This is a genomic window from Pseudomonas sp. SWRI154, assembly GCF_014268645.1.
Lineage (GTDB): Bacteria > Pseudomonadota > Gammaproteobacteria > Pseudomonadales > Pseudomonadaceae > Aquipseudomonas > Aquipseudomonas marvdashtae.
On the sequence record NZ_JABWQW010000004.1, the window covers coordinates 116704 to 140445 of the forward strand.

At 61.9% G+C, this 23742-nt stretch carries 25 protein-coding genes; 23 read left to right on the plus strand and 2 right to left on the minus strand.

The window, feature by feature from the left end:
- The first annotated feature begins 114 nt into the window (after positions 1–114).
- From flhA to HU806_RS05670, 14 genes are all read left to right on the plus strand, one after another.
- The gene (gene flhA / locus HU806_RS05605; protein ID WP_186610441.1) at positions 115–2244 is read left to right on the plus strand and encodes a flagellar biosynthesis protein FlhA; all 2130 of its coding nucleotides are present in this window, start codon (positions 115–117) and stop codon (positions 2242–2244) included.
- An 11-nt stretch (positions 2245–2255) separates the two neighbouring features.
- Positions 2256–3605: a flagellar biosynthesis GTPase FlhF gene (gene flhF, locus HU806_RS05610; RefSeq protein ID WP_186610442.1), complete on the plus strand. Its 1350-nt coding sequence runs from the start codon at positions 2256–2258 to the stop codon at positions 3603–3605.
- Positions 3606–3719: 114 nt separating this feature from the next.
- Positions 3720–4550 (plus strand): flagellar synthesis regulator FleN, encoded by an 831-nt coding sequence (gene fleN / locus HU806_RS05615; protein ID WP_003184001.1) that lies wholly within the window; start codon positions 3720–3722, stop codon positions 4548–4550.
- Positions 4547–5290 (plus strand): RNA polymerase sigma factor FliA, encoded by a 744-nt coding sequence (gene fliA / locus HU806_RS05620; RefSeq protein WP_014337177.1) that lies wholly within the window; start codon positions 4547–4549, stop codon positions 5288–5290. Before fleN ends, fliA begins: the two co-directional genes overlap by 4 nt.
- Positions 5291–5460: 170 nt before the next feature.
- Positions 5461–5832: a chemotaxis response regulator CheY gene (locus tag HU806_RS05625; protein WP_008006721.1), complete on the plus strand. Its 372-nt coding sequence runs from the start codon at positions 5461–5463 to the stop codon at positions 5830–5832.
- An 18-nt stretch (positions 5833–5850) separates the two neighbouring features.
- Positions 5851–6636 carry a protein phosphatase CheZ gene (locus HU806_RS05630; protein WP_186610443.1) on the plus strand — a complete coding sequence of 262 codons (786 nt, stop codon included), beginning with the start codon at positions 5851–5853 and terminating at the stop codon, positions 6634–6636.
- A 30-nt stretch (positions 6637–6666) separates the two neighbouring features.
- Positions 6667–8910, plus strand: a complete 2244-nt coding sequence (locus tag HU806_RS05635) for a chemotaxis protein CheA (protein WP_186610444.1) — start codon at positions 6667–6669, stop codon at positions 8908–8910.
- A gap of 48 nt (positions 8911–8958) precedes the next feature.
- The gene (gene cheB / locus HU806_RS05640) at positions 8959–10104 is read left to right on the plus strand and encodes a protein-glutamate methylesterase/protein-glutamine glutaminase (RefSeq protein WP_186610445.1); all 1146 of its coding nucleotides are present in this window, start codon (positions 8959–8961) and stop codon (positions 10102–10104) included.
- On the plus strand, positions 10104–10844 hold the full coding sequence (locus tag HU806_RS05645; RefSeq protein WP_186610446.1) for a flagellar motor protein: 741 nt from the start codon (positions 10104–10106) through the stop codon (positions 10842–10844). Before cheB ends, HU806_RS05645 begins: the two co-directional genes overlap by 1 nt.
- Positions 10845–10848: 4 nt before the next feature.
- Positions 10849–11733 carry a flagellar motor protein MotD gene (motD, locus tag HU806_RS05650; RefSeq protein ID WP_186610447.1) on the plus strand — a complete coding sequence of 295 codons (885 nt, stop codon included), beginning with the start codon at positions 10849–10851 and terminating at the stop codon, positions 11731–11733.
- A 49-nt stretch (positions 11734–11782) separates the two neighbouring features.
- A complete protein-coding gene (locus HU806_RS05655) occupies positions 11783–12574 on the plus strand; it encodes a ParA family protein (protein ID WP_186610448.1) in 792 nt (263 codons plus the stop codon).
- A 96-nt stretch (positions 12575–12670) separates the two neighbouring features.
- Positions 12671–13549, plus strand: a complete 879-nt coding sequence (locus tag HU806_RS05660; RefSeq protein WP_186610449.1) for a CheW domain-containing protein — start codon at positions 12671–12673, stop codon at positions 13547–13549.
- 72 nt (positions 13550–13621) lie between these two features.
- A complete protein-coding gene (locus HU806_RS05665; protein ID WP_024778681.1) occupies positions 13622–14107 on the plus strand; it encodes a chemotaxis protein CheW in 486 nt (161 codons plus the stop codon).
- A gap of 1 nt (position 14108) precedes the next feature.
- A complete protein-coding gene (locus tag HU806_RS05670) occupies positions 14109–14504 on the plus strand; it encodes a DUF2802 domain-containing protein (RefSeq protein ID WP_186610450.1) in 396 nt (131 codons plus the stop codon).
- Between the two features lie 177 nt (positions 14505–14681).
- Here the strand turns inward: HU806_RS05670 and HU806_RS05675 are convergent, their stop codons facing one another.
- Positions 14682–15011, minus strand: a complete 330-nt coding sequence (locus HU806_RS05675; RefSeq protein ID WP_186610451.1) for an EscU/YscU/HrcU family type III secretion system export apparatus switch protein — start codon at positions 15009–15011, stop codon at positions 14682–14684.
- Complete coding sequence (locus HU806_RS05680) at positions 15008–16579, minus strand: flagellar hook-length control protein FliK (RefSeq protein ID WP_186610452.1); 1572 nt, start codon at positions 16577–16579, stop codon at positions 15008–15010. Before HU806_RS05680 ends, HU806_RS05675 begins: the two co-directional genes overlap by 4 nt.
- A 198-nt stretch (positions 16580–16777) precedes the next feature.
- Between HU806_RS05680 and ccmA the strand changes: the two genes are divergently transcribed.
- The 9 genes from ccmA to ccmI all read left to right on the plus strand — a co-directional run bounded on the left by ccmA (position 16778) and on the right by ccmI (position 23741).
- On the plus strand, positions 16778–17413 hold the full coding sequence (gene ccmA, locus HU806_RS05685; RefSeq protein WP_186610453.1) for a cytochrome c biogenesis heme-transporting ATPase CcmA: 636 nt from the start codon (positions 16778–16780) through the stop codon (positions 17411–17413).
- Positions 17410–18078, plus strand: coding sequence for a heme exporter protein CcmB (gene ccmB / locus HU806_RS05690; RefSeq protein ID WP_186610454.1), 669 nt, complete (start codon positions 17410–17412; stop codon positions 18076–18078). The genes ccmA and ccmB overlap by 4 nt, the downstream gene beginning before the upstream one ends.
- Positions 18079–18173: 95 nt before the next feature.
- Positions 18174–18929, plus strand: a complete 756-nt coding sequence (locus HU806_RS05695) for a heme ABC transporter permease (RefSeq protein WP_186610455.1) — start codon at positions 18174–18176, stop codon at positions 18927–18929.
- The gene (ccmD, locus tag HU806_RS05700; protein WP_186610456.1) at positions 18926–19102 is read left to right on the plus strand and encodes a heme exporter protein CcmD; all 177 of its coding nucleotides are present in this window, start codon (positions 18926–18928) and stop codon (positions 19100–19102) included. Before HU806_RS05695 ends, ccmD begins: the two co-directional genes overlap by 4 nt.
- Positions 19099–19554 (plus strand): cytochrome c maturation protein CcmE, encoded by a 456-nt coding sequence (gene ccmE / locus HU806_RS05705; protein WP_186610457.1) that lies wholly within the window; start codon positions 19099–19101, stop codon positions 19552–19554. Before ccmD ends, ccmE begins: the two co-directional genes overlap by 4 nt.
- 3 nt (positions 19555–19557) lie before the next feature.
- Positions 19558–21543 (plus strand): heme lyase CcmF/NrfE family subunit, encoded by a 1986-nt coding sequence (locus HU806_RS05710; protein ID WP_186610458.1) that lies wholly within the window; start codon positions 19558–19560, stop codon positions 21541–21543.
- The gene (locus HU806_RS05715; RefSeq protein ID WP_186610459.1) at positions 21540–22076 is read left to right on the plus strand and encodes a DsbE family thiol:disulfide interchange protein; all 537 of its coding nucleotides are present in this window, start codon (positions 21540–21542) and stop codon (positions 22074–22076) included. Before HU806_RS05710 ends, HU806_RS05715 begins: the two co-directional genes overlap by 4 nt.
- Complete coding sequence (locus tag HU806_RS05720) at positions 22073–22546, plus strand: cytochrome c-type biogenesis protein (RefSeq protein ID WP_186610460.1); 474 nt, start codon at positions 22073–22075, stop codon at positions 22544–22546. Before HU806_RS05715 ends, HU806_RS05720 begins: the two co-directional genes overlap by 4 nt.
- Complete coding sequence (gene ccmI, locus HU806_RS05725) at positions 22539–23741, plus strand: c-type cytochrome biogenesis protein CcmI (protein WP_186610461.1); 1203 nt, start codon at positions 22539–22541, stop codon at positions 23739–23741. Before HU806_RS05720 ends, ccmI begins: the two co-directional genes overlap by 8 nt.
- Position 23742 lies beyond the last annotated feature (1 nt).

Sequence of the window (23742 nt, forward strand, 5' to 3'; positions counted from 1 at the left end):
CCCTCCAAACCTATCTAATCCAACCTCCGGCAAAAGTTGGAAGGCTTCTTGCAATACCCCGTCTGCGCCCCTTCCGGGCGTCAAAAGTTTGCTTCACAGGAACGGGGAATTTTGGTGGATCGCTCTCAGTTACTCAGCAATGCGCGCAGCAATGTAGCAGACCTCAGCCGGGGTAATCTGGGCGTGCCGCTGTTGCTGCTGATCATGCTCGCCATGATGATGCTGCCGGTACCGCCGTTCTTGCTGGACGTGTTCTTCACGTTCAACATCGCCTTGTCGATCGTCGTTTTGCTTGTCTGTGTGTACGCTCTGCGACCATTGGATTTTGCGGTATTCCCGACCATTCTGCTGGTGGCGACGCTGATGCGATTGGCGCTGAACGTGGCGTCGACGCGAGTCGTCATGATCCATGGTCACGAGGGGCACGCCGCCGCTGGTAAGGTGATCCAGGCCTTCGGCGAGGTGGTGATCGGTGGTAACTACGTGGTCGGTATCGTGGTCTTCGCCATTTTAATGATCATCAACTTCGTCGTGGTGACCAAGGGTGCCGGGCGGATTTCCGAGGTGAGCGCGCGTTTTACCCTCGACGCGATGCCCGGCAAGCAGATGGCAATCGACGCCGACCTCAACGCCGGCCTGATCGACCAGGGCCAGGCCAAGGCCCGTCGTCTTGAAGTCGCCCAGGAAGCCGAGTTCTATGGTTCCATGGACGGTGCCAGCAAATTCGTGCGCGGCGACGCCATCGCCGGCCTGTTGATTCTGTTCATCAACCTGATCGGCGGCATGGCCGTCGGTATCTTCCAGCATGGAATGACCTTCGGTGACGCCGGCAAGGTCTACGCCTTGCTGACCATCGGTGACGGTTTGGTGGCGCAATTGCCATCACTGTTGTTATCCACAGCCGCCGCCATCATGGTGACCCGTGCTTCGGGCTCCGAAGACATGGGCAAGCAGATCAACCGCCAGATGTTCGCATCGCCCAAGGCCCTGGCCGTGGCCGCTGGCCTGATGGCGGTAATGGGCCTGGTGCCGGGCATGCCGCACTTTTCCTTCCTGACCATGGCTGCCCTGGCGGCTGGCGGCGCCTACCTGTTCTGGAAGAAGCAGAACGTGCAAAAGGTCCAGGCGTTGGAAGAGGTCAAGCGCCAGCAGGAACTGCTGCCGTCGCCGGCGCGCGCCATGGAAACCAAGGAACTGGGTTGGGACGACGTGACGCCGATCGACATGATCGGCCTGGAAGTCGGCTACCGCCTGATTCCTTTGGTCGACCGCAACCAGGGTGGTCAATTGCTGGCGCGGATCAAGGGCGTACGCAAGAAGCTCTCCCAGGACCTGGGCTTCCTGATGCCCACCGTGCACATCCGCGACAACCTCGACCTGGCACCGAGCGCCTATCGCCTGACGCTCATGGGCGTGATCCTGGCCGAAGCCGAGATCTACCCGGACCGCGAGCTGGCGATCAACCCGGGGCAGGTCTACGGTTCGCTCAACGGCATTACCGCCAAGGATCCGGCTTTCGGCCTGGAAGCGGTGTGGATCGAAATCAGCCAGCGAGCCCAGGCCCAGTCCCTCGGTTACACCGTGGTGGACGCCAGCACTGTGGTCGCGACTCACTTGAACCAGATTCTGTACAAGCACTCCAGCGAGCTGATCGGCCACGAGGAAGTCCAGCAACTGCTGCAAGTACTGGCCAAAGGCTCGCCGAAGCTGGCGGAAGAATTGGTGCCGGGCGTGGTTTCGCTGTCGCAATTGCTCAAGGTATTGCAAGCGCTGCTGGCCGAACAAGTCCCGGTTCGCGACATTCGCAGCATCGCCGAAGCGATCGCCAACAACGCTTCGAAGAGTCAAGATACCGCCGCCTTGGTGGCTGCGGTGCGAGTCGGCGTATCCCGCGCAATCGTCCAAAGCATTGTAGGCACTGAGTCCGAGCTGCCTGTGATCACTCTGGAACCAAGGTTGGAACAGATATTGCTCAATAGTTTGCAGAAGGCAGGACAAGGCTCGGAAGAGGGTGTCCTGCTGGAGCCAAGCATGGCCGAGAAGCTGCAACGTTCGTTGATCGATGCGGCCCAACGGCAAGAGATGCAAGGCCAACCGGTGATCCTGCTGGTGGCCGGTCCGATTCGCGCGATGCTCTCGCGATTCGGGCGCCTCGCGGTCCCGGGGCTGCATGTGCTGGCGTACCAGGAAATACCGGACAACAAGCAAGTGACCATCGTTGCGACAGTAGGGCCCAACGGCTGAGGTAGTGGTTTATGCAAGTGAAGCGTTTTTTCGCCGCCGATATGCGTCAGGCCATGAAACTGGTTCGTGACGAGCTGGGCGCTGAAGCAGCCATCATCGGCAACCGTCGTATCGCCGGCGGTGTCGAGCTGACGGCAGCTCTGGATTACAAATTGTCGGCGCTGGCCCCACGGGTTCCCAACATGGAACTCGAGGATGAGCTGCGCAAGACCCAGTCGCGCATCGCCAGCGCCCAGGCCGAACTGAGCCTGCGCAGCAGCGAAGGCGAGGGCAGCGCTGGCACCAATCGCCAATTGTTCGCCGGTCAGCCATTGACTGCCGGCCTGCCGCTGACCGCTGCCGAACCGCTGATCGAGCCAGCCCTGGCCGAGCCGCGTCGTCCGGCACCGGTGCAGGCAGCGCCAGCGGCGGGTGTTGACCCACGTGCCCTGGACTCGATGCGTTTCGAACTCAACAGTTTGCGCGAGCTGATGGAAGTCCAGCTTGGCTCGCTGGCCTGGAACCAACTGCAAGGTAGCCGTCCGGCCCAGGCCAACCTGTGGCGTCGCCTGCAACGCATTGGCCTGTCCGGTCCGTTGTCGCGGGACCTGCTGGCGCTGATCAACGGCATCGAAGAGCCTCGCCAGGCCTGGCGCATGTTGCTCGCGCACCTGGCGCGGATGATCGCCACGCCGGAAGTCGAGCCATTGGAAGAGGGCGGTGTCATCGCCATGGTCGGCCCGGCCGGCATGGGCAAGACCACCACCCTGGCCAAGCTCGCGGCTCGTTATGTACTCAAGTACGGCGCTCAGAGCATCGCCCTGGTGAGCATGGACAGTTTCCGCATCGGCGCCCAGGAACAACTCAAGACCCTGGGTCGGATCCTCAATGTGTCGGTGACCCATGTGGATCCGGGCCAATCCCTGGCCCAGGCGCTGGAGCCTTTGATGCGCAAGCGCGTCGTGCTGATCGACACCGCCGGCCTGCAAGCCAGCGATCCGGCCCTGCGCATGCAGCTCGAAAGCCTGGCCGGGCGTGGCATCAAGTCAAAAAATTATCTCGTGTTGGCAACCACCAGCCAGAAACAGGTTCTAACCGCCGCATACCACAGCTACAAACGCTGCGGGCTGGCCGGCTGCATCCTGACTAAACTGGACGAAACGGCAAGCCTGGGCGAGGTGTTGAGCCTGGCAATCGGTCATGAACTACCGGTGGCCTACCTGACCGACGGACCGCGGATCCCGGATGATTTGCATCTGCCGCGCCGTCATCAACTGGTCAGTCGTGCCGTGAGTGTGCAAATGCAGGAAGAACCCAGCGAAGAAGCCATGGCTGACATGTTCGCTGATATCTACCACAGCCCGACCAAGCAGGTTGGCTGAGGTAATCATGAATATTTTTTGTACCTACATCGATGGTCTGCCATGCATTGTTCCGAGTGAACGCGCAGCCAGTAATGTGGCCTCCGTCTAAGTAAGACAAGGTAAAGAACGAACATGGGCAGCATGCATCCCGTACAGGTGATCGCGGTGACCGGCGGCAAAGGTGGCGTCGGGAAGACTAACGTGTCAGTGAACTTGTCCCTGGCTCTGGCAGAGCTTGGCCGACGGGTCATGCTGCTGGACGCCGACCTGGGCCTGGCGAACGTCGACGTGTTGTTGGGGCTTACCCCCAAGCGCACGCTGGCGGACGTGATCGAAGGTCGCTGTGAACTGCGCGACGTGCTCCTGCAGGGGCCGGGCGGGATTCGCATCGTGCCGGCTGCCTCCGGCACCCAGAGCATGGTTCACCTGACGCCGGCGCAGCACGCGGGCCTGATCCAGGCTTTCAGCGACATCGGTGACAACCTCGATGTGCTGGTGATCGACACGGCTGCCGGCATCGGCGACTCGGTCGTCAGTTTCGTGCGCGCCGCCCAGGAAGTGCTGCTGGTGGTGTGCGACGAACCGACGTCCATCACCGACGCGTATGCCCTGATCAAATTGCTTAACCGCGACTATGGCATGAACCGCTTTCGCGTCCTGGCCAACATGGCCCAGAGCCCGCAGGAAGGTCGCAACCTGTTCGCCAAGTTGACAAAGGTCACGGATCGCTTCCTGGACGTCGCCCTACAATACGTTGGCGCAGTGCCTTACGACGAAAGCGTACGCAAGGCAGTCCAGAAGCAACGTGCCGTTTATGAAGCCTTTCCACGTTCCAAATGCGCGCTGGCGTTCAAGGCGATCGCCCAGAAGGTCGATACCTGGCCACTGCCGGCCAACCCACGCGGGCATCTGGAATTTTTCGTCGAGCGTCTTGTGCAACAAACAGCAGGGCCCGTGTTATGACAGCCAGCGGTTACAACCATCTCTACAAAAAATCGGCACGGGACGCCCAGTACGAATTGATCGAGCGCTACGCGCCCTTGGTCAAGCGCATCGCCTATCACTTGCTGGCGCGCCTGCCGGCCAGTGTCCAGGTCGAAGACTTGATCCAGGCGGGCATGATCGGCTTGCTCGAAGTGTCGAACAAATACGACGCGAGCAAGGGCGCCAGTTTCGAGACGTACGCCGGTATCCGCATTCGCGGGGCGATGCTCGATGAGGTCCGCAAGGGCGACTGGGCGCCGCGTTCGGTGCATCGAAATACGCGTATGGTCAGTGACGCGATTCGCGCTATCGAAGCTAAAACCGGACGTGACGCTAAAGATCACGAGGTTGCGGCCGAACTCCAGTTGAGTCTCGATGATTATTACGGGATTTTGAACGATACCTTGGGCAGTCGCCTGTTCAGTTTCGACGACCTCTTGCAGGACGGCGAACACGAAGGGCTGCACGAGGATAACGCGAGTGCTCACATGGAGCCGTCGCGTGACCTGGAAGATGAACGTTTCCAGAGCGCGCTGGCGGATGCGATTGCCAATCTGCCGGAACGTGAGCGACTGGTCTTGGCGCTGTACTACGACGAAGAGCTGAACCTCAAGGAAATCGGTGAGGTCCTGGGGGTCAGCGAATCGCGGGTCAGCCAGTTACACAGCCAGTGCGCGGCCCGCTTGCGGGGGCGTTTGGGGGAGTGGCGAGCGCGCTGACGGGCAGTGTGGGGACGCTGCGAGCGGGGTGGCATGGCATGTGTGTGCCGGGCCAGTCTCATCCGTTGTGCTCCAGACCGTTGTCGAGTGTTATGCCGGAATTGATTGAAATGGCGCGTCCAGGTGCTGGGCGCGTTTAAGACTGCTTGGAGGTCGAATTGGACAAGAACATGAAAATCCTCATCGTTGATGACTTCTCAACGATGCGGCGGATCATAAAAAACCTGTTGCGTGACCTCGGGTTCACCAACACGGTCGAGGCCGACGATGGCATCACTGCCATTCCCGTCCTCAATAGCGGGAGCATCGACTTTCTGGTGACTGACTGGAACATGCCTGGCATGACCGGTATCGACTTGCTGCGCCACGTGCGCGCCGACGAAAAACTCAAGCACCTGCCGGTGCTGATGGTCACCGCCGAAGCCAAGCGCGAGCAGATCATCGAAGCGGCCCAGGCCGGTGTAAACGGCTATGTGGTCAAACCCTTCACGGCCCAGGCGTTGAAAGAGAAGATCGAAAAAATCTTCGAACGCATCGGTTAACGGCGCCACGGGGGAGCTATGGACAACGAATCTTCAATGGGCGATTTCGAATCGACCCTGAAAAAACATGCCCGCGAACTGGTCGACAGCCTTGAAAAGGGCCGCTTCGGCGATGCGGTTCAAATGATTCATGAGCTCAACCAGACCCGCGATCGGGGCCTGTACCAGGAAGTCGGCAAGCTCACCCGTGAACTGCACAGCGCGATCGTCAATTTCCAGATCGATCCGCATATGCCGCAGGCCGAGGAAGTCTCGCAGATCACCGACGCTACAGAGCGTCTGGGTTATGTGGTCAAGCTGACCGAAGCCGCGGCCAACCGCACCATGGACCTGGTGGAAAGCGCAACACCCCTGGTCAACGGCCTGAGTGATGAAGCCCAGGCGTTGAGCACCGATTGGGGACGGTTCATGCGTCGCGAAGTCGGCGCCGAAGAGTTCCGGGAACTGGCCCGTCGGGTCGACGGTTTCCTGACGCGCAGCAGCACCGAGAACCGTGCCGTGGCGAGCAACCTCAACGACATTCTGCTGGCCCAGGATTACCAGGACCTGACCGGTCAGGTAATCAAGCGCGTGACCCAACTGGTCACCGAAGTGGAAAGCAATTTGCTCAAGCTGGTGTTGATGGCCAGCCAAGTCGACCGCTTTGCCGGCATCGAACACGACCGTGAAGCGATGCTTGCTGAAAAAGATCCACAAAAACATCTCTCTCAGGGTGAAGGTCCGCAGATTCATGCCGATAAAAGAGAAGACGTTGTGTCCGGTCAGGACGATGTGGACGATTTGCTGTCCAGCCTTGGATTTTGAGTTTTAGCCCTATTTTAGGAGCAGCCATTAATGAGCTTCGGCGCCGATGAAGAGATCCTTCAGGATTTCCTGGTTGAGGCCGGCGAGATTCTAGAGCAACTTTCCGAACAACTGGTCGAGCTGGAAAGCCGACCTGATGATGCGGATCTGCTCAATGCAATTTTTCGCGGTTTCCACACTGTAAAAGGAGGCGCCGGCTTCCTCCAGCTCAACGAGCTGGTGGAGTGCTGCCACATTGCCGAGAACGTGTTCGACATCCTGCGCAAGGGTGAGCGTCGCGTTGATTCGGAGCTGATGGACGTGGTGCTCGAAGCGCTGGATGCGGTCAATAGCATGTTCAGCGAAGTGCGCGAGCGTTCGCCGATCACCGCTGCCACGCCTGAGCTGCTCGCCGCGCTGTCGCGCTTGGCGGAGCCGCAATCGGCTGACGAAGCCGCGCCAGCCGAACCTGTGGCTGAAGAGCCGGTTGCCGAGGAATCCGGTGACATTACCGATCATGAATTCGAATCGCTGCTGGACTCGCTGAACGCCGTCAAGGCCCAGGCCGAGGCTCCGGCCGCGCCTGCTGCGCCAGCCACCGGCGCAGCTGCCAGCGACGAAATTACCGACGCCGAGTTCGAGTCGCTGCTCGACCAGCTTCACGGCAAGGGTCAGTTTGCTGCCGATGCCGTCGCAGCCCCGGCGGCCCCGGCCCCGGCCGCGCCAAAGGCGGCTGGCGATAATTCCGACATTACCGATGATGAATTCGAGGCGTTGCTCGATCAGCTGCATGGCAAGGGAACCTTTGCCGTCGATGCGCTGGATTCGGCCATCGCTTCCGCGCCGACCCCGGCCAAGCCAGCCGCCGCGGCAGCTGGCAGCGACCTGATCAGCGACCACGAATTCGAATCACTGCTCGACGAGTTGCACGGCAAGGGCAAGTTCAGCGAAGTCGGTACGGCCTCTGCTGCGCCGGCGGCTACCGCTGCGGCTGTCGCCAAGGCCGCGCCAAAACCGGCCGCCAAGGCGCCCGAGCCCAAGGCCGAGACACCCAAGCCCGCCGCTGCTGCACCGGCGCCTGCCCGTGCGCCGGCTGCTCCGCCCGCGGAAAAACCGGCCAGTGAAGCCGAGACTACCGTTCGGGTCGACACCGCGCGCCTGGACGAGATCATGAACATGGTCGGCGAACTGGTGCTGGTGCGTAACCGTCTTGTGCGCCTGGGCCTCAACAGCCAGGACGAAGCCATGTCCAAGGCCGTGTCGAACCTCGACGTGGTCACGGCCGACTTGCAGACCGCGGTCATGAAGACCCGGATGCAGCCGATCAAGAAAGTCTTCGGGCGCTTCCCGCGCCTGGTTCGCGACCTGGCTCGCCAGCTCAAGAAAGAAATCAACCTGGAACTGGTGGGTGAAGAGACCGACCTCGACAAGAACCTTGTCGAGGCCCTGGCCGACCCGCTGGTCCACTTGGTGCGCAACGCGGTCGACCACGGCATCGAGTCGCCGGAAGAACGCGAGGCCTCCGGCAAGGTTCGCGGCGGCAAGGTGATCCTGGCTGCCGAGCAGGAGGGTGACCACATCCTGTTGTCGATCTCCGACGACGGCAAGGGTATGGACCCGAATGTGCTGCGCGCCATCGCGGTGAAACGCGGCGTGATGGACAAGGATGCGGCCGATCGCCTGAGCGAATCCGAGTGCTACAACCTGATCTTCGCCCCGGGCTTTTCGACCAAGACCGAGATTTCCGACGTGTCGGGTCGTGGCGTGGGCATGGACGTGGTGAAAACCAAGATTTCCCAGCTCAACGGCTCGATCAACATCTATTCGACCAAGGGCCAGGGCTCGAAGATTGTCATCAAGGTCCCGTTGACCCTGGCGATCATGCCGACCCTGATGGTGATGCTGGGCAACCAGGCCTTCGCCTTCCCGCTGGTCAACGTCAACGAGATTTTCCACCTCGACCTGTCGCGCACCAACGTGGTGGACGGCCAGGAAGTGGTCATCGTCCGGGACAAGGCGCTGCCACTGTTCTACCTCAAGCGCTGGCTGGTCAGCTCCGCCGCTCATGTCGAGCAGGGCGAAGGCCATGTGGTGATCCTGTCGGTGGGCACCCAGCGGATCGGCTTCGTTGTCGATCAGTTGGTGGGCCAGGAAGAAGTGGTCATCAAGCCATTGGGCAAAATGCTCCAGGGCACCCCAGGCATGTCCGGCGCCACCATCACCGGCGACGGCCGCATCGCGTTGATTCTCGATGTGCCTAGCATGCTCAAGCGCTACGCCGCTCGGCGTATTTGATTCTGGAGGGGTGTGGCCCAGCGCCGCGCCTCGTCTAACGGAGTGTTTATGGTAGTTAAAGTCCTGGTGGTGGACGATTCGGGGTTCTTCCGCCGCCGCGTCTCGGAAATTCTTTCAGCGGACACGAGCATTCAGGTCGTCGGCACGGCGACCAATGGTAAAGAGGCGATCGATCAAGCCCTGGCACTCAAGCCAGACGTGATCACCATGGACTACGAGATGCCGATGATGGATGGCATCACGGCGGTGCGGCATATCATGCAGCGCTGCCCGACTCCGGTATTGATGTTTTCATCCCTGACTCACGAAGGCGCTCGCGTCACCCTCGATGCGCTGGACGCCGGGGCCGTGGATTTCCTGCCAAAGAATTTCGAAGACATTTCGCGCAACCCGGACAAGGTCCGGCAGATGCTGTGCGAGAAAGTCCACAGCATCTCCCGCAGTAACCGGCGCATCAGCGCCTACAGCGCACCTGCGCCTGTGCCTACTGCCGCGCCGACGCCGACGCCTGCGCCAACACCAACGCCAGCCTCGCCCAGCGGTTTCAACCCGGCACCGGTTCGCAGTGCTCCGGCACCTGCTCCCGCTCGTTCGGCGCCTGCCAGCGCTTCGTCGCCGGCGCCCAAGCGCAAGGCCTACAAGCTCGTCGCCATCGGCACGTCCACGGGCGGCCCGGTCGCGCTGCAGCGGGTCCTGACCCAGTTGCCGGCCAATTTTCCGGCCCCCATTGTGCTGATCCAGCATATGCCTGCCGCGTTCACCAAGGCTTTCGCCGAGCGCCTGGACAAGCTGTGCAACATCAGCGTCAAGGAAGCCGAAGATGGCGACATCCTGCGTCCAGGCCTGGCACTGCTGGCACCGGGTGGCAAGCAAATGATGATCGACGGCCGTGGCGCGGTGAAAATCCTGCCGGGCGATGAACGTTTGAACTACAAGCCATGCGTCGACATTACCTTCGGTTCCGCCGCGAAATCCTACGGCGACAAAGTTCTGGCGGTGGTGCTCACCGGCATGGGCGCCGACGGTCGTGAAGGCGCGCGCCTGCTCAAGCAGGGTGGCAGTGCGATCTGGGCCCAGGACGAAGCCAGTTGCGTGATCTATGGCATGCCGATGGCGATCGTCAAGGCGGACCTGGCCGACGCGGTCTACAGCCTGGACGACATCGGTAGACACCTGGTCGAGGCGTGCCTGTAATGGATGTGCTCAGCCTGATCGGCATCATCATGGCGTTTGTCGCCATCATTGGTGGCAATTATTTGGAAGGCGGTCACCTGGGCGCGCTGGCCAACGGCCCGGCCGCATTGATCGTGATCGGTGGCACCGTCGGCGCCGCGTTGTTGCAATCGCCGATGAGCGCGTTCAAGCGCGCCATGCAGGTACTGGTCTGGATTTTGTTCCCGCCTCGGGTCGATCTGGCCGGCGGCATCGACCGCGTCGTCAACTGGAGCCTCACCGCGCGCAAGGAAGGCTTGCTGGGTCTGGAAGGGGTGGCCGATGCCGAACCCGACAACTACTCGCGCAAAGGCCTGCAATTGCTGGTGGACGGCGCCGAACCGGAAGCGATCCGCAGCATCCTGGAAGTGGATTTCTACACCCAGGAAAGCCGCGACATCGAAGCGGCCAAAGTCTTCGAAAGCATGGGCGGCTACGCGCCGACCATCGGTATCATCGGCGCGGTCATGGGCCTGATCCACGTGATGGGCAACCTGGCCGATCCGTCGCAACTGGGCAGCGGTATCGCCGTGGCCTTCGTTGCCACGATCTACGGCGTGGCGAGTGCCAACCTGGTGTTGTTGCCGATTGCCGCCAAGCTCAAGTCGATTGCGTTGCGCCAGTCGCGCTACCGCGAAATGCTGCTGGAAGGGATCCTGTCGATCGCCGAAGGTGAAAATCCGCGCTCCATTGAGTTGAAGCTCCAAGGCTTCATGGACTAAGGCCATGGCACGTCGCAGACACCGTGAAGAACACGTCAACCATGAACGCTGGCTGGTTTCCTATGCCGACTTCATCACGCTGCTGTTCGCCTTTTTCGTGGTCATGTATTCGATCTCGTCGGTCAACGAAGGCAAGTACAAAGTGATCTCCGAGGCGTTGATCGGGGTCTTTACCGACTCCGACCGCGCCCTCAAGCCCATTCCCATCGGTGACGAGCGTCCAAAGACGACGACCCCGGCCAAGCCACTGGTCAGGGACGCCGAGCAGGTCGACGCCGGCATTGCCGGTGGCAGCGATCCGCTGAAGAGCATCGCCGATGACATCAGCGCGGCGTTCGGCGACCTGATCAGCTCCAACCAGATGACCGTGCGCGGCAATGAGTTGTGGGTCGAGATCGAACTCAATTCCAGCCTGTTGTTCGGCAGCGGCGACGCGATGCCCAGCGACATGGCGTTCACCATCATTGATAAGGTCGCGACAATCCTGAAACCGTTCGACAACCCGATCCACGTCGAAGGTTTCACCGATGACCAGCCGATCCGCACCGCGCAGTACCCGACCAATTGGGAATTGTCCTCGGCCCGTTCGGCGAGCATCGTGCGCATGCTGGCAATGCAGGGCGTCAATCCCGGTCGGCTGGCATCGGTGGGCTATGGCGAGTTCCAGCCGGTGGCGAACAACGCCACCGCCGAAGGGCGTGCGCGCAACCGGCGGGTGGTGCTGGTGGTCTCGCGCAACCTCGATGTCCGTCGCAGCCTGACCGGTACGGGCACCGCGAACGCAAAACCGGATGCGGCATTGAAGCGGGCTGGCACACAAACTGCACCGCCCCCGGTCAAGTCGCCGGTAAGACAGAACGCCGTCAATTCTCCGTCACCGGCATTATAACCGAGCTATTTCTCGGTCGGGCGCGTCTCGATCGGGAGGAACGATCCGAATGAGAGTCTGGGCAGTCGCCAATCAAAAAGGTGGTGTGGGCAAAACCACATCCTCCATCGCTTTAGCCGGTTTGCTGGCCGAGGCGGGCAAGCGCGTGGTCATCGTCGATCTGGACCCCCACGGCTCGATGACCAGTTATTTCGGCTACGACCCCGACAGCCTGGAGCACAGCAACTACGACCTGTTCCTGCATAAGGGCGTTGTGCCCGAAGGCTTGCCAGGACAATTGCTGCTCTCCACCAGCGACGAGCGGATTTCCCTGTTGCCGTCGAGCACGGCCCTGGCGACCCTGGAGCGCCAATCGCCCGGCCAGAGCGGCCTGGGCCTGGTCATCGCCAAGAGTCTGGCGCAGCTGTGGCAGGATTTCGATTATGCAATCATCGACAGCCCACCGTTACTCGGGCTGCTGATGGTCAATGCGTTGGCGGCCAGCCAGCAATTGGTGATTCCAGTACAGACTGAACACCTGGCGGTCAAAGGGCTGGAACGCATGGTCAACACCCTGGCGATGGTCAACCGCTCGCGCAAGCAATCGTTGGCTTTCAGCATCGTGCCGACGTTGTTCGACCGCCGCACCCAAGCGTCCCTCGGCACTCTGCGTGTGTTGCGCGATATGTACCCGGACGACATCTGGCAAGGCTACATCCCCGTCGATACCCGTCTGCGCGACGCCAGCCGCGCAGGTGTCACTCCGTCGCAATTCGACGGCAAGAGCCGTGGCGTACTGGCCTATCGCGCGCTTCTCAAGCACCTGCTGGCCCAGCAGCTCGTTCCGCAGCAGGTGGCTTGAGGTGATGAGGTTTTCCATTGACGTTGTGTTCGCTTGTGGGCGCTCAAGTCCTGCCGTATCCATGCCGATAACCTTTTCAAGTGGCGCACAGTTCCTATGAACCGCCCGATCAAGACAACCTCGCGTCCGCAAATGGCCTTGCAGTCCTATCTGGACGGGCTACTGCAGGAAGCGACTGAAGAAATACCGGCGCAGCCGAGTGCGGTCGAGGCTTTGCCCGAGCCGGTCGAAGCCGAGCCTGAAGTGGTGCTGGATGAGTTCCAGGCGGCGGTGCTCGAAGAGCAGGCCCGTGATGCGCGGCCGCCAGTGGCTGCCGCAGCAGTCGAGGCCCCGGTCAGCAAGCCGCAGGTGGCAGTGATGGAAGCGCCCGCGCCGATCCTGGCGCCGGTTTCGACCGTCGCACCGTTGTTGCAAGGCTTGGCGACGCCAGTGGTGGAAATCCACCTGCCGCCGAGCAATCCGCCGCCGCCGGTGCCGGGCGATGATCGTCCGGCGTGGGCTGCCGAGCCGTTCGAGTGCCTGTTGTTCGACGTCGCCGGTTTGACGCTGGCGGTGCCGCTGGTTTGCCTGGGATCGATTTACTCCCTGGCCGGGCAGGAATTGACGCCGTTGTTCGGCCAGCCGGAGTGGTTCCTCGGGATCCTGCCGAGCCAGGCCGGCAATTTGAAAGTGCTGGATACCGCGCGTTGGGTCATGCCGGACCGTTATCGCGATGATTTTCGCCAAGGCCTGCAGTACGTGATTTCGGTGCAGGGTTACGAGTGGGGTTTGGCGGTGCACCAGGTCAGCCGTTCGCTGCGCCTGGACCCGAACGAAATCAAATGGCGCAGCCATCGAGGGCAACGGCCATGGCTGGCCGGTACGGTGATCGAACACATGTGCGCCTTGCTGGACGTTTCCGAACTCGCGGAGCTGATCGCCAGCGGCGGGGCAAAACACCTGGACGGCGCCAAGCCGGTCCGGAAACCGAAATAAGACAACCGGTGGCGCAGGGCGCCGCCGGACAGAACACACACCGCCACAGGCGGTTTTTCGAGGGGTCAGGGTATGAATGATAAGGCGTCGTCTCTCAAGGGTTCCGAAGATCCGATCTTGCAATGGGTAACCTTCAAGCTCGACAACGAAACCTACGGCATCAACGTGATGCGCGTGCAGGAAGTGCTGCGCTATACCGAGATTGCCCCGGTGCCGGGTGCGCCAAGCTACGTGCTGGGCATCATCAACCTGCGCGGTAACGTGGTCACCGTCATCGACACTCGCCAGCGTTTCGGCTTGAATTCCACCGAGGTCAACGACAACACTCGTATCGTGATCATCGAGGCGGACAAGCAAGTGGTCGGCATCCTGGTCGACAGCGTTGCCGAAGTGGTTTACTTGCGTCAGTCGGAAATCGAAACCGCGCCTAACGTCGGTAACGAGGAATCGGCGAAGTTCATCCAGGGCGTTTGCAACAAGAACAATGAGTTGCTGATCCTGGTCGAACTGGAAAAAATGATGAGCGAAGAAGAGTGGTCGGAACTGGAGAGTATCTGATTTGATTCTTGAGGTAGCAGTCATTGTCCTGTTCCTTTTCTGGGCAGGCACGCTGGCGATGTTCGTGGCGTACATCCGCGCCCAGCGGCAGATCGCCGCTGAGCAGGCCCAGGGCGATGCGCTGCGCGACCAGCGCATCCGCGACCTGGCCAAGCGCGTCGACGATTACCAGAACGGCACCGTGCGCATGGGCGAAGCGCTCCATGAGCTGCGTGCCGTCGTCGCGCCGTTGCCGGACAAGTTGGCGCAACTGGAACAGCGCGACCCCTCCAGCCTGTCTTTCGCCCAAGCCGCCCGACTGGTCGGCATGGGCGCCAGCGTCGACGAACTGACCCAAGCCTGCGGCCTGACCCAGGCCGAGGCGGAGTTGATGAGCAAGTTGCACAAGGGCGGTTGAGGCCTTTCGCCTGATCCAACTGTGGGAGCGAGCTTGCTCCCACAGTTTTTTCTGGTACCCCAACCTTTCCAGCCCCGCCCCTGTGGCGAGGGGATTCATCCCCGCTCGGGTGCGCAGCAGCCGCCAAAAAATGGGGTCGCTGCGCAACCCAGCGGGGATGAATCCCCTCGCCACGGCTCAGTAATCATCCCCCCGATCCGTCACATCCTTTTCGACAGGCTGCGCATGCGGGTCAAAGCCCTGGGGAAACTTGCCCTTCAGGTTCCAGGCAAACGCAATGATCTCGGCAATCGTGCGGTACAGCTCTTCCGGGATGCTGTCGCCCAACTCCATCCGTGCTAGCAGTTTCACCAACTCGGCATTCTCATAAATCGGCACTTCGCTTTCCCGGGCGATGCGCAGGATTTCCTCGGCCAGGGCTTCGTCGCCCTTGGCGGTGAGGGTCGGGGCGTGGTGGCCGTCATACTTGAGGGCAATAGCCTGGCGGGGTTCGGTGTGGGTTGTCATGCGGTCTCATCCACCCAGCGTTGTTCCAGGCGAGTCTTCGGGCCTTGAGGCGGGGTGCCGACGTGGCAGTCCAGCTCGCCGACGTTCAGCCCGCACGTCACCAGGCGTTCACGCAGCGCGGCCAGGTTGCTTTCGATCAGGCTCGCGGTGTACGGCCTTTGCGCCCATAGCTGGCTCGACAAGCTGCCGCTGAGCAACTGCGCCTGGATCTGCAGTGGCCCCAGCGGCTCCATATCGAACGCCAGCTCTACTCGCCAGAGCTGCTGTTTCGGTTCGTGTTGTTCCCGGCGTTCATCGGACTGTTCCCGGGGCGGGGATTCCTCGCGTTGGAACTTGACCTGCAACGGCACGATGTCCTGCAGGTTGCGCATCGGTATCTCCAACTGCCAAGTGCTCATCAGCCGACCGTCGTCGGTCAGCCCGGTTTGCTCCAGGCTCGACAATTGATGGCTTTGCAGGCGCGACACGGCGGCAGCCGCCAGGCGCAACAGATGTTCCAGATCGCCTTCGTCGTCTTGGCCTTTGAGCAATCGCGACGGCAGGGGGAAGACTGTTGGTTGTGGCTTGGTGCTGACTTGACCGAGCATGCCCAGGGCGCTGCGTACGAAGCTGGGCAGTGCCTGGGCCAAAGTATTGGCGACGATGACCGCGGTAAGGTTGGTGGAGGCGGGCAGGGCCGGTGTCAGTTGGGCGATCAGCTTCAATAGGTCGCCTTTCATGTCCGGTGCCAGGCTCGGCGGTTGACCGGCCAGCAGTTTGCTTTCCAGGAACACGCCGCTGGCGACCATGGCCTGGGCCAGTCCCTTGGGGGTGCTCAGTTGCTGCATGTCCGGCAGGCTGGCCAACAGGCGTGTGACTGCGGCGCGCAGCTCGGGCCCGGCATCGTCGCTAGCGGGAAGGTTTTGCAGGGCGCTGAGCAAACCGTCCAGGGAACCCTGGCGGCTCACCTGCGTCACCAGTTGCTGGCTCACTGCCAATTGTTCCTGGCGATTGCTCAGGGGAACGAACTTCAACGTCTGGGCATCTTGCACCTGGGCACTCAACAGCGTGCCGATGCGCAATGGCTGGGGGCTGTCGATGTCCAGAGTACTGCCGGCCTGGGCGGTGTTGAGCAGGCTCACCAGCGAGCGATACACCGCCGGTTGCCCGGGCAATTGCGGCAACGCCTGGCTGGTCAGCACTTTGCCCTGCAGCAGCGTACCCACGGGCAGCTGCGCCGTGTCGATTCGGGTCAAGGTGGCAACGCTGGAGGCCAAGGCCTGCTGCACGGTAATCGCCAGGTTGCTGGCGGAGGGTTGGGTCACGGCCAGGCTGGTGCCTTGCGGCAATGGTTGGGTGCTGGTGGCCTGCACCGTGGCCTGGCGACCGCTTTCCAACGTGACCTTGAGCAGCAGTTGAAACGCCTGGTCCGCCTGTTTGAGCGACAGCACCTCGGCCTTGGCGGTCTGGCCGGGCCCGATCAGGCCTTCAGCCGGCGCCAGCAGCTTGAGCAGCTCGCCAGTCACCGCTGGCATACGCGTGGTTGCCGTGGGCTGAGGCAGCGGCGGGATGTTCATGTCGCCTGTCATCTGCGGTCTTACCTTGGGGAAATAAGCCCTCTTGGGAGTAGGGCTTCACATGTATAATGCCGCCCGCCTTCCAGGGAGTGGCAAAAAACCTCGCGTTTGTTGACGCAGCTCTGTGGAACAGGCCATCAATGCATCTATGCTGCACCACTTTAACGGCCGCTGCATTGCCGACTTGAACCGTATAAGGCCCGCGATCCCTTGACCAGTCCTCTCTTGCAAACCGTTGGCCTCGCCTGTGAGCGAGACCTGCGACTGCTTTTCGAAAATCTCGAATTGAGACTCTCCCGTGGCGATATGGTGCAGATCAGTGGGCCCAACGGCAGTGGCAAGACCAGCCTGTTGCGCCTGCTGGCCGGGTTGATGCAGCCCACCGCCGGCCAGGTGTTGCTCAATGGCCATCCTTTGCACAGCCAGCGCAGCGAGCTGGCCCGCAACCTGCTATGGATCGGCCATGCCGCCGGTATCAAGGATCTGCTGACCCCTGAAGAAAACCTCAGCTGGCTCTGCGCGCTGCATCGGCCGGCCGGGCGCGAGGCGATCTGGCAGGCCTTGGCGGCGGTAGGCTTGCGCGGCTTCGAAGATGTGCCGAGCCACACCTTGTCCGCCGGGCAACAACGCCGCGTGGCCCTGGCCCGGTTGTACCTCGACAGTCCGCCGCTGTGGATTCTCGACGAACCTTACACCGCCCTGGACAAGCAGGGCGTCGCGCAACTTGAAGAACATCTGGCCCGGCATTGCGAGAGCGGTGGGATGGTGCTCTTGACTACTCACCACACATTGGCCCGGATGCCGTCCGGTTATCGCAACATCGATCTGGGGAACTGGGCGGTATGAGTGTGTTTGGCCTGCTGCTTGCCCGTGAGGCGCGCCTGCTGTTCCGCCGTCCGGCCGAATTGGCCAACCCGTTGGTGTTCTTTGCGATTGTCATCGCGCTGTTCCCGTTGGCGGTCGGTCCAGAGACTCAATTGTTGCAAACCTTGTCGCCGGGCCTGGTCTGGGTGGCGGCGCTTTTGTCGGTCCTGCTCTCGCTGGACGGGCTTTTTCGCAGCGATTTCGAAGACGGTTCCCTGGAACAGTGGGTCCTTTCGTCGCACCCCCTGGCCCTTCTGGTTTTGGCCAAGGTACTGGCACACTGGGTTTTTTCCGGCCTGGCGCTGGTGTTGCTTTCACCGCTGCTGGCGATGATGCTGGGGTTGCCCGCCGAATGCATGCCGGTGTTGCTGTTGTCGCTGCTGCTGGGTACCCCGGTGCTGAGCCTGCTCGGCGCGGTGGGCGCGGCGTTGACGGTGGGGCTCAAGCGCGGCGGCCTGTTGCTGGCCTTGCTGATCCTGCCGCTGTACATCCCGGTCTTGATCCTGGGCAGCGGTGCCTTGCAGGCGGCGTTGCAAGGCATGCCGGCGACTGGTTATCTGCTGTGGCTTGGGAGCCTGACCGCCCTGGCGATAACCCTGACACCCTTTGCAATAGCCGCTGGCCTGAAGATCAGCGTCGGCGAATAATAATGAGGCCTGGTCAAGAACCGACCACTTCTTCTTGAAGTAAAGGCCGACCTGGCGACTCGTAATGGCGAGTCGCGACCGTGATGGAAACTGCAATGAACTGGACCTGGTTTCATAAGCTCGGCTCACCCAAATGGTTCTACGGCATCAGCGGCAAAATGCTGCCTTGGCTGAGCGTCGCCACCCTGTTGCTGATCGGCATCGGCCTGGTCTGGGGCCTGGCCTTCGCGCCGCCGGACTACCAGCAAGGCAACAGCTTTCGGATCATTTATATCCATGTTCCGACGGCGATGCTGGCCCAGTCGATCTACGTGATGCTGGCGGTCTGCGGTGTGGTCGGGCTGGTGTGGAAGATGAAACTGGCCGACGTCGCCTTGCAATGCGCCGCGCCCATCGGCGCCTGGATGACAGCCGTGGCGCTGGTCACCGGGGCGATCTGGGGCAAGCCGACCTGGGGCTCGTGGTGGGTCTGGGATGCACGACTGACGTCGATGCTGATCTTGTTGTTCCTGTACTTCGGTCTTATTGCGCTGGGCAACGCCATCAGCAATCGTGACAGCGCCGCCAAGGCCTGCGCGGTGCTGGCGATTGTCGGCGTGATCAATATCCCGATCATCAAGTATTCAGTGGAGTGGTGGAACACTCTGCACCAGGGCGCGACGTTCACCCTCACCGAAAAACCGGCGATGCCAATGGAAATGTGGTTGCCGCTGTTGCTGACGGCGTTGGGTTTCTACTGTTTCTTCGGCGCGGTGCTATTGCTGCGCATGCGCCTGGAAGTGCTCAAGCGCGAGTCGCGGGCCAGCTGGGTCAAGGCCGAAGTACAGAACAGCCTGGAGGTCGCTCGATGAGTTTCGCGTCATTCGGCGAGTTCCTCGCCATGGGCCATCATGGCCTGTATGTCTGGTCAGCCTATGGCATTTGCCTGGCGGTGCTGGCCCTCAACGTGGCGGCGCCGATCCTGGCCCGCAAGCGGTATCTGCAACAAGAGGCGCGTCGTCTGCGCCGGGAGAACGGCCAGTGAATCCGCTGCGCAAAAAACGTCTTGTCATCATCCTTGCGATCCTCGTCGGGGTCGGCGCCGCGGTCGGCCTGGCCCTGAGCGCTTTGCAGCAAAACATCAACCTGTTCTACACGCCGACCCAGATTGCCAACGGCGAAGCGCCCGAGGACACCCGTATCCGCGCCGGCGGCATGGTGGAACAGGGCTCGTTGGTGCGCTCCGGCGATTCACTGGACGTGAAGTTCAACGTCACCGACTTCAACAAGACCGTGACCATCATCTATCGCGGGATCCTGCCGGACCTGTTCCGCGAAGGGCAAGGCATTGTCGCCCTGGGCAAGATCAACGCCGACGGCGTGGTAGTGGCCGATGAAGTGCTGGCCAAGCACGACGAGAAATACATGCCGCCGGAAGTGACCAAGGCCTTGAAAGACAGCGGCCAGTCGGCGCCCGCGCCCGTGAAGGAGGGTTGATCGATGACCGGTCTCTTTATTCCTGAGTTGGGCCATCTGGCGATGATCCTGGCCTTGTGTTTTTCCGTGGTGCAGGCGGTGGTGCCGTTGCTCGGTGCCTGGCGTGGCGACCGTTTGTGGATGAGCCTTGCCCAGCCGGCGGCATGGGGGCAGTTCGCGTTCATGCTGTTTTCCTTCGGTTGCCTGACCTATGCGTTCATGGCCGATGATTTTTCCGTGGCCTATGTCGCCAGCAACTCCAACAGTGCCTTGCCCTGGTACTACAAGTTCAGTGCGGTGTGGGGCGCCCATGAAGGGTCGCTGTTGCTCTGGGCTTTGATTCTCGCCGGCTGGACCTTTGCAGTCTCGGTGTTCTCCCGGCAATTGCCGCAAGTGATGCTCGCCCGCGTGCTGGCGATCATGGGCATGATCAGCATCGGTTTCCTGCTGTTCCTGATCGTCACCTCCAACCCGTTCGAGCGCATCCTGCCGCAAGTGCCAATGGACGGTCGCGACCTCAATCCGTTGCTCCAGGACATCGGCCTGATTGTCCATCCACCGATGCTCTACATGGGCTACGTCGGATTCTCCGTGGCCTTCGCCTTCGCCATCGCCGCGTTGCTCGGTGGTCGCCTCGATGCGGCCTGGGCTCGCTGGTCGCGCCCGTGGACCATCGTTGCCTGGGCCTTCCTCGGCATCGGCATCACCCTCGGTTCGTGGTGGGCCTACTACGAGCTCGGTTGGGGCGGCTGGTGGTTCTGGGACCCGGTGGAAAACGCCTCGTTCATGCCATGGCTGGTCGGTACGGCGTTGATCCACTCCTTGGCCGTCACGGAAAAGCGCGGCGTATTCAAGAGCTGGACCGTGCTGCTGGCCATCGCGGCCTTCTCCTTGAGCCTGTTGGGCACGTTCCTGGTGCGTTCCGGCGTGCTGACGTCGGTGCATGCCTTTGCCTCGGACCCTGAGCGCGGAGTGTTCATCCTGATGTTCCTGCTGTTCGTGGTCGGTGGTTCGCTGACCCTGTTCGCCCTGCGTGCGCCGGTGGTGAAGAGTCAGGTTGGCTTTAACCTCTGGTCACGGGAAACCCTGCTGCTGGGCAACAACCTGGTGTTGGTGGTGGCGGCGTCGATGATCCTGCTGGGGACGTTGTACCCGCTGGTGCTCGATGCGTTGTCCGGCGCCAAGCTGTCGGTCGGCCCGCCGTACTTCAACGCGTTGTTCATTCCGCTGATGGCGATCCTCATGGTGGTGATGGCGGTCGGTATGCTGGTGCGCTGGAAAGACACGCCAGTGAAATGGCTGGTAGGCATGTTGACACCGGTGCTGCTGGGCACGACTGCCCTGGCCGTGGTGGCTGGCGTTGCCTATGGCGACTTCAACTGGGCGGTGCTGGCGACGTTTGCGCTGGCGGCCTGGGTGTTGCTGGCCGGTGTGCGGGACATCTTCGACAAGACCCGCCACAAGGGCCTGATCAAGGGCCTGCCGACGCTGACCCGCAGCTATTGGGGCATGCAGATCGCTCATTTGGGCATCGCCGTCTGTGCCTTGGGCGTGGTGTTGTCCAGCCAGAACAGCGCCGAGCGCGACCTGCGCCTGGCGCCGGGCGAGTCCATGGACCTGGGCGGTTATCAGTTCGTCTTCGAGGGTGCCAAACACTTCGAAGGCCCGAACTTCACCTCAGACAAAGCCACCGTGCGGGTCATTCGCAACGGCCAGGAAGTCACCGTGCTGCATCCGGAAAAACGTCTCTACACCGTGCAGAACTCGGTCATGACCGAAGCCGGGATCGATGCCGGTTTCACCCGCGACCTTTACGTGGCACTGGGTGAGTCCCTGGGTGATGGCGCGTGGGCGGTGCGCGTCCACGTCAAGCCGTTCGTGCGCTGGATCTGGTTCGGGGGCTTGCTCACCGGCCTGGGTGGGGTGCTGGCGGCGCTGGATCGGCGTTATCGAGTCAAGGTGAAAGCCCGGGTGCGTGAAGCCCTGGGTGTGAATGGAGCCACTGCATGAAACGTTGGTTGATGGTGTTGCCGCTGGCGCTGTTCCTGTTGATGGCGGTGTTTTTGTACCGTGGGCTGTACCTGAATCCGAGCGAGTTGCCCTCGGCGATGATCGGCAAGCCGTTCCCGGAGTTTTCCTTGCCCTCCGTGCAAGGTGACAAGACCCTGACCCGCGCCGACCTGCTGGGCAAGCCGGCGCTGGTCAATGTCTGGGGCACCTGGTGCATTTCCTGCCGGGTCGAGCACCCCGTGCTGAACAAACTGGCCCAGAACGGCGTGGTGATCTACGGCGTCAACTACAAGGACGTCAACGCCGATGCCCTTAAGTGGCTGGCCGAGTTCCACAACCCTTATCAATTGGACATCCGCGACGAAGAAGGCACCCTCGGCCTGAACCTGGGCGTCTACGGCGCGCCGGAAACGTTCTTCATCGATGCCAAGGGCATCATTCGCGACAAGTTTATCGGCGTGATCGACGAACAGGTCTGGCGCGAGAAACTGGCGGCCAAGTATCAGGCGCTGGTGGATGAGGCCAAGCCATGAAGCGCTGGTTAGCTGCCGTCGTTCTTGGCTGGAGCCTGGCCGGCGTGGCTCACGCCGCCATCGACACCTATGAATTCGCTAACGAGGGTGAACGCGAGCGGTTTCGCGAACTGACCAAGGAACTGCGCTGCCCCAAATGCCAGAACCAGGACATCGCCGACTCCAATGCTCCAATTGCCACCGACCTGCGCAGGGAAATCTTCCGCATGCTCGGCGAGGGCAAGGACAACCAGCAGATCATCGATTTCATGGTTGATCGCTACGGTGAGTTCGTGCGCTACAACCCGGCCCTATCCTCCAAGACCGCGCTGCTCTGGTTCGGCCCGGCCGGGCTGCTGCTGGGTGGTTTGGTCGTCATTGCGGTGATCGTGCGTCGCCGCCGGGTCCAGCGCAGCGCCGCCCCGGACACGCTTTCTGTCGAAGAGCGCCAGCGCCTCGACCAACTGTTGGAAAAAACCAAGCATGATTGATTTCTGGCTCGCCGCAGGACTGCTTCTCCTGGTTGCCCTGAGTTTTCTGTTGATCCCCGTCTTGCGCGGTCGCCGCGCCCAGTTGGAAGAAGACCGCACCGCGCTGAACGTGGCGTTGTATCAGGAGCGCGTTGCCGAACTGCAGGCCGAGCGGGAGGAGGGCGTGCTCAACGCCGCGCAACTGGACACCGGTCGCGCCGAGGCCGCGCGGGAACTGCTCGCCGACACCGAAGGCGCCGATGCGCCGCGTGAATCCCGCTTGGGCAAACCGTTGCCACTGCTCGCTGCTGTGCTGGTGCCGATATTGGGCCTGGCGCTGTACCTGCATTTCGGCGCCAGCGACAAGGTCGAGCTGACCCGTGAATTCGCCCAGGCGCCGCAGTCGATGGAAGAAATGACCTTGCGCCTGGAGCGCGCCGTGGCGGCACAACCGGACTCCGCCGAGGGCCTGTATTTCCTCGGTCGGACTTACATGGCGCAGGACCGGCCGGCGGACGCGGCGAAGATCTTCGAGCGCACTGTGGCGGTCGCGGGCCGCCAGCCGGAGCTGCTGGGCCAGTGGGCCCAGGCGCAGTATTTCGCCGACGGCAAGAAATGGTCGGACAAGGTCCAGGCCCTGACCGACGAGGCGCTGAAGCTCGATCCGAAGGAAGTCACCAGCCTCGGCCTGTTGGGGATTGCCGCGTTCGAAGGCGAGCGCTATCAGGAAGCGATCGATTATTGGGGACGCCTGCTGGCGCAATTGCCTGAAGGCGACAAGTCCCGTGATGCATTGCAGGGTGGCATTACCCGCGCCAGCGAGAAGCTCAAGGCCAGTGGCGGCAAGGTCGCTCAGGCGCCGGCGACCAAGGTTGCGGCGCTGCTCAAGGTGCGTGTCGACCTGGATCCGGCCCTCAAGGCCAAGGTGCAACCGGGCGACAGCGTATTCATCTTCGCCCGCGCCGTTTCCGGTCCGCCGGCGCCGCTGGCGGCCAAGCGCCTGACCGTCGCCGACCTGCCGGCCAGCGTCGAGCTGGGCGACGCCGATGCAATGATGCCGCAACTGAAACTGTCCAACTTCTCCGAAGTCCAACTGGTGGCGCGTATCTCCCGGGCCGGTCAACCGACCGCCGGCGAGTGGATCGGTCGCAGCCAACCCTTGGCGAGCAGTACCACCGCGCTGCAACAATTGACCATCGACAGTCCGGACCAATGAC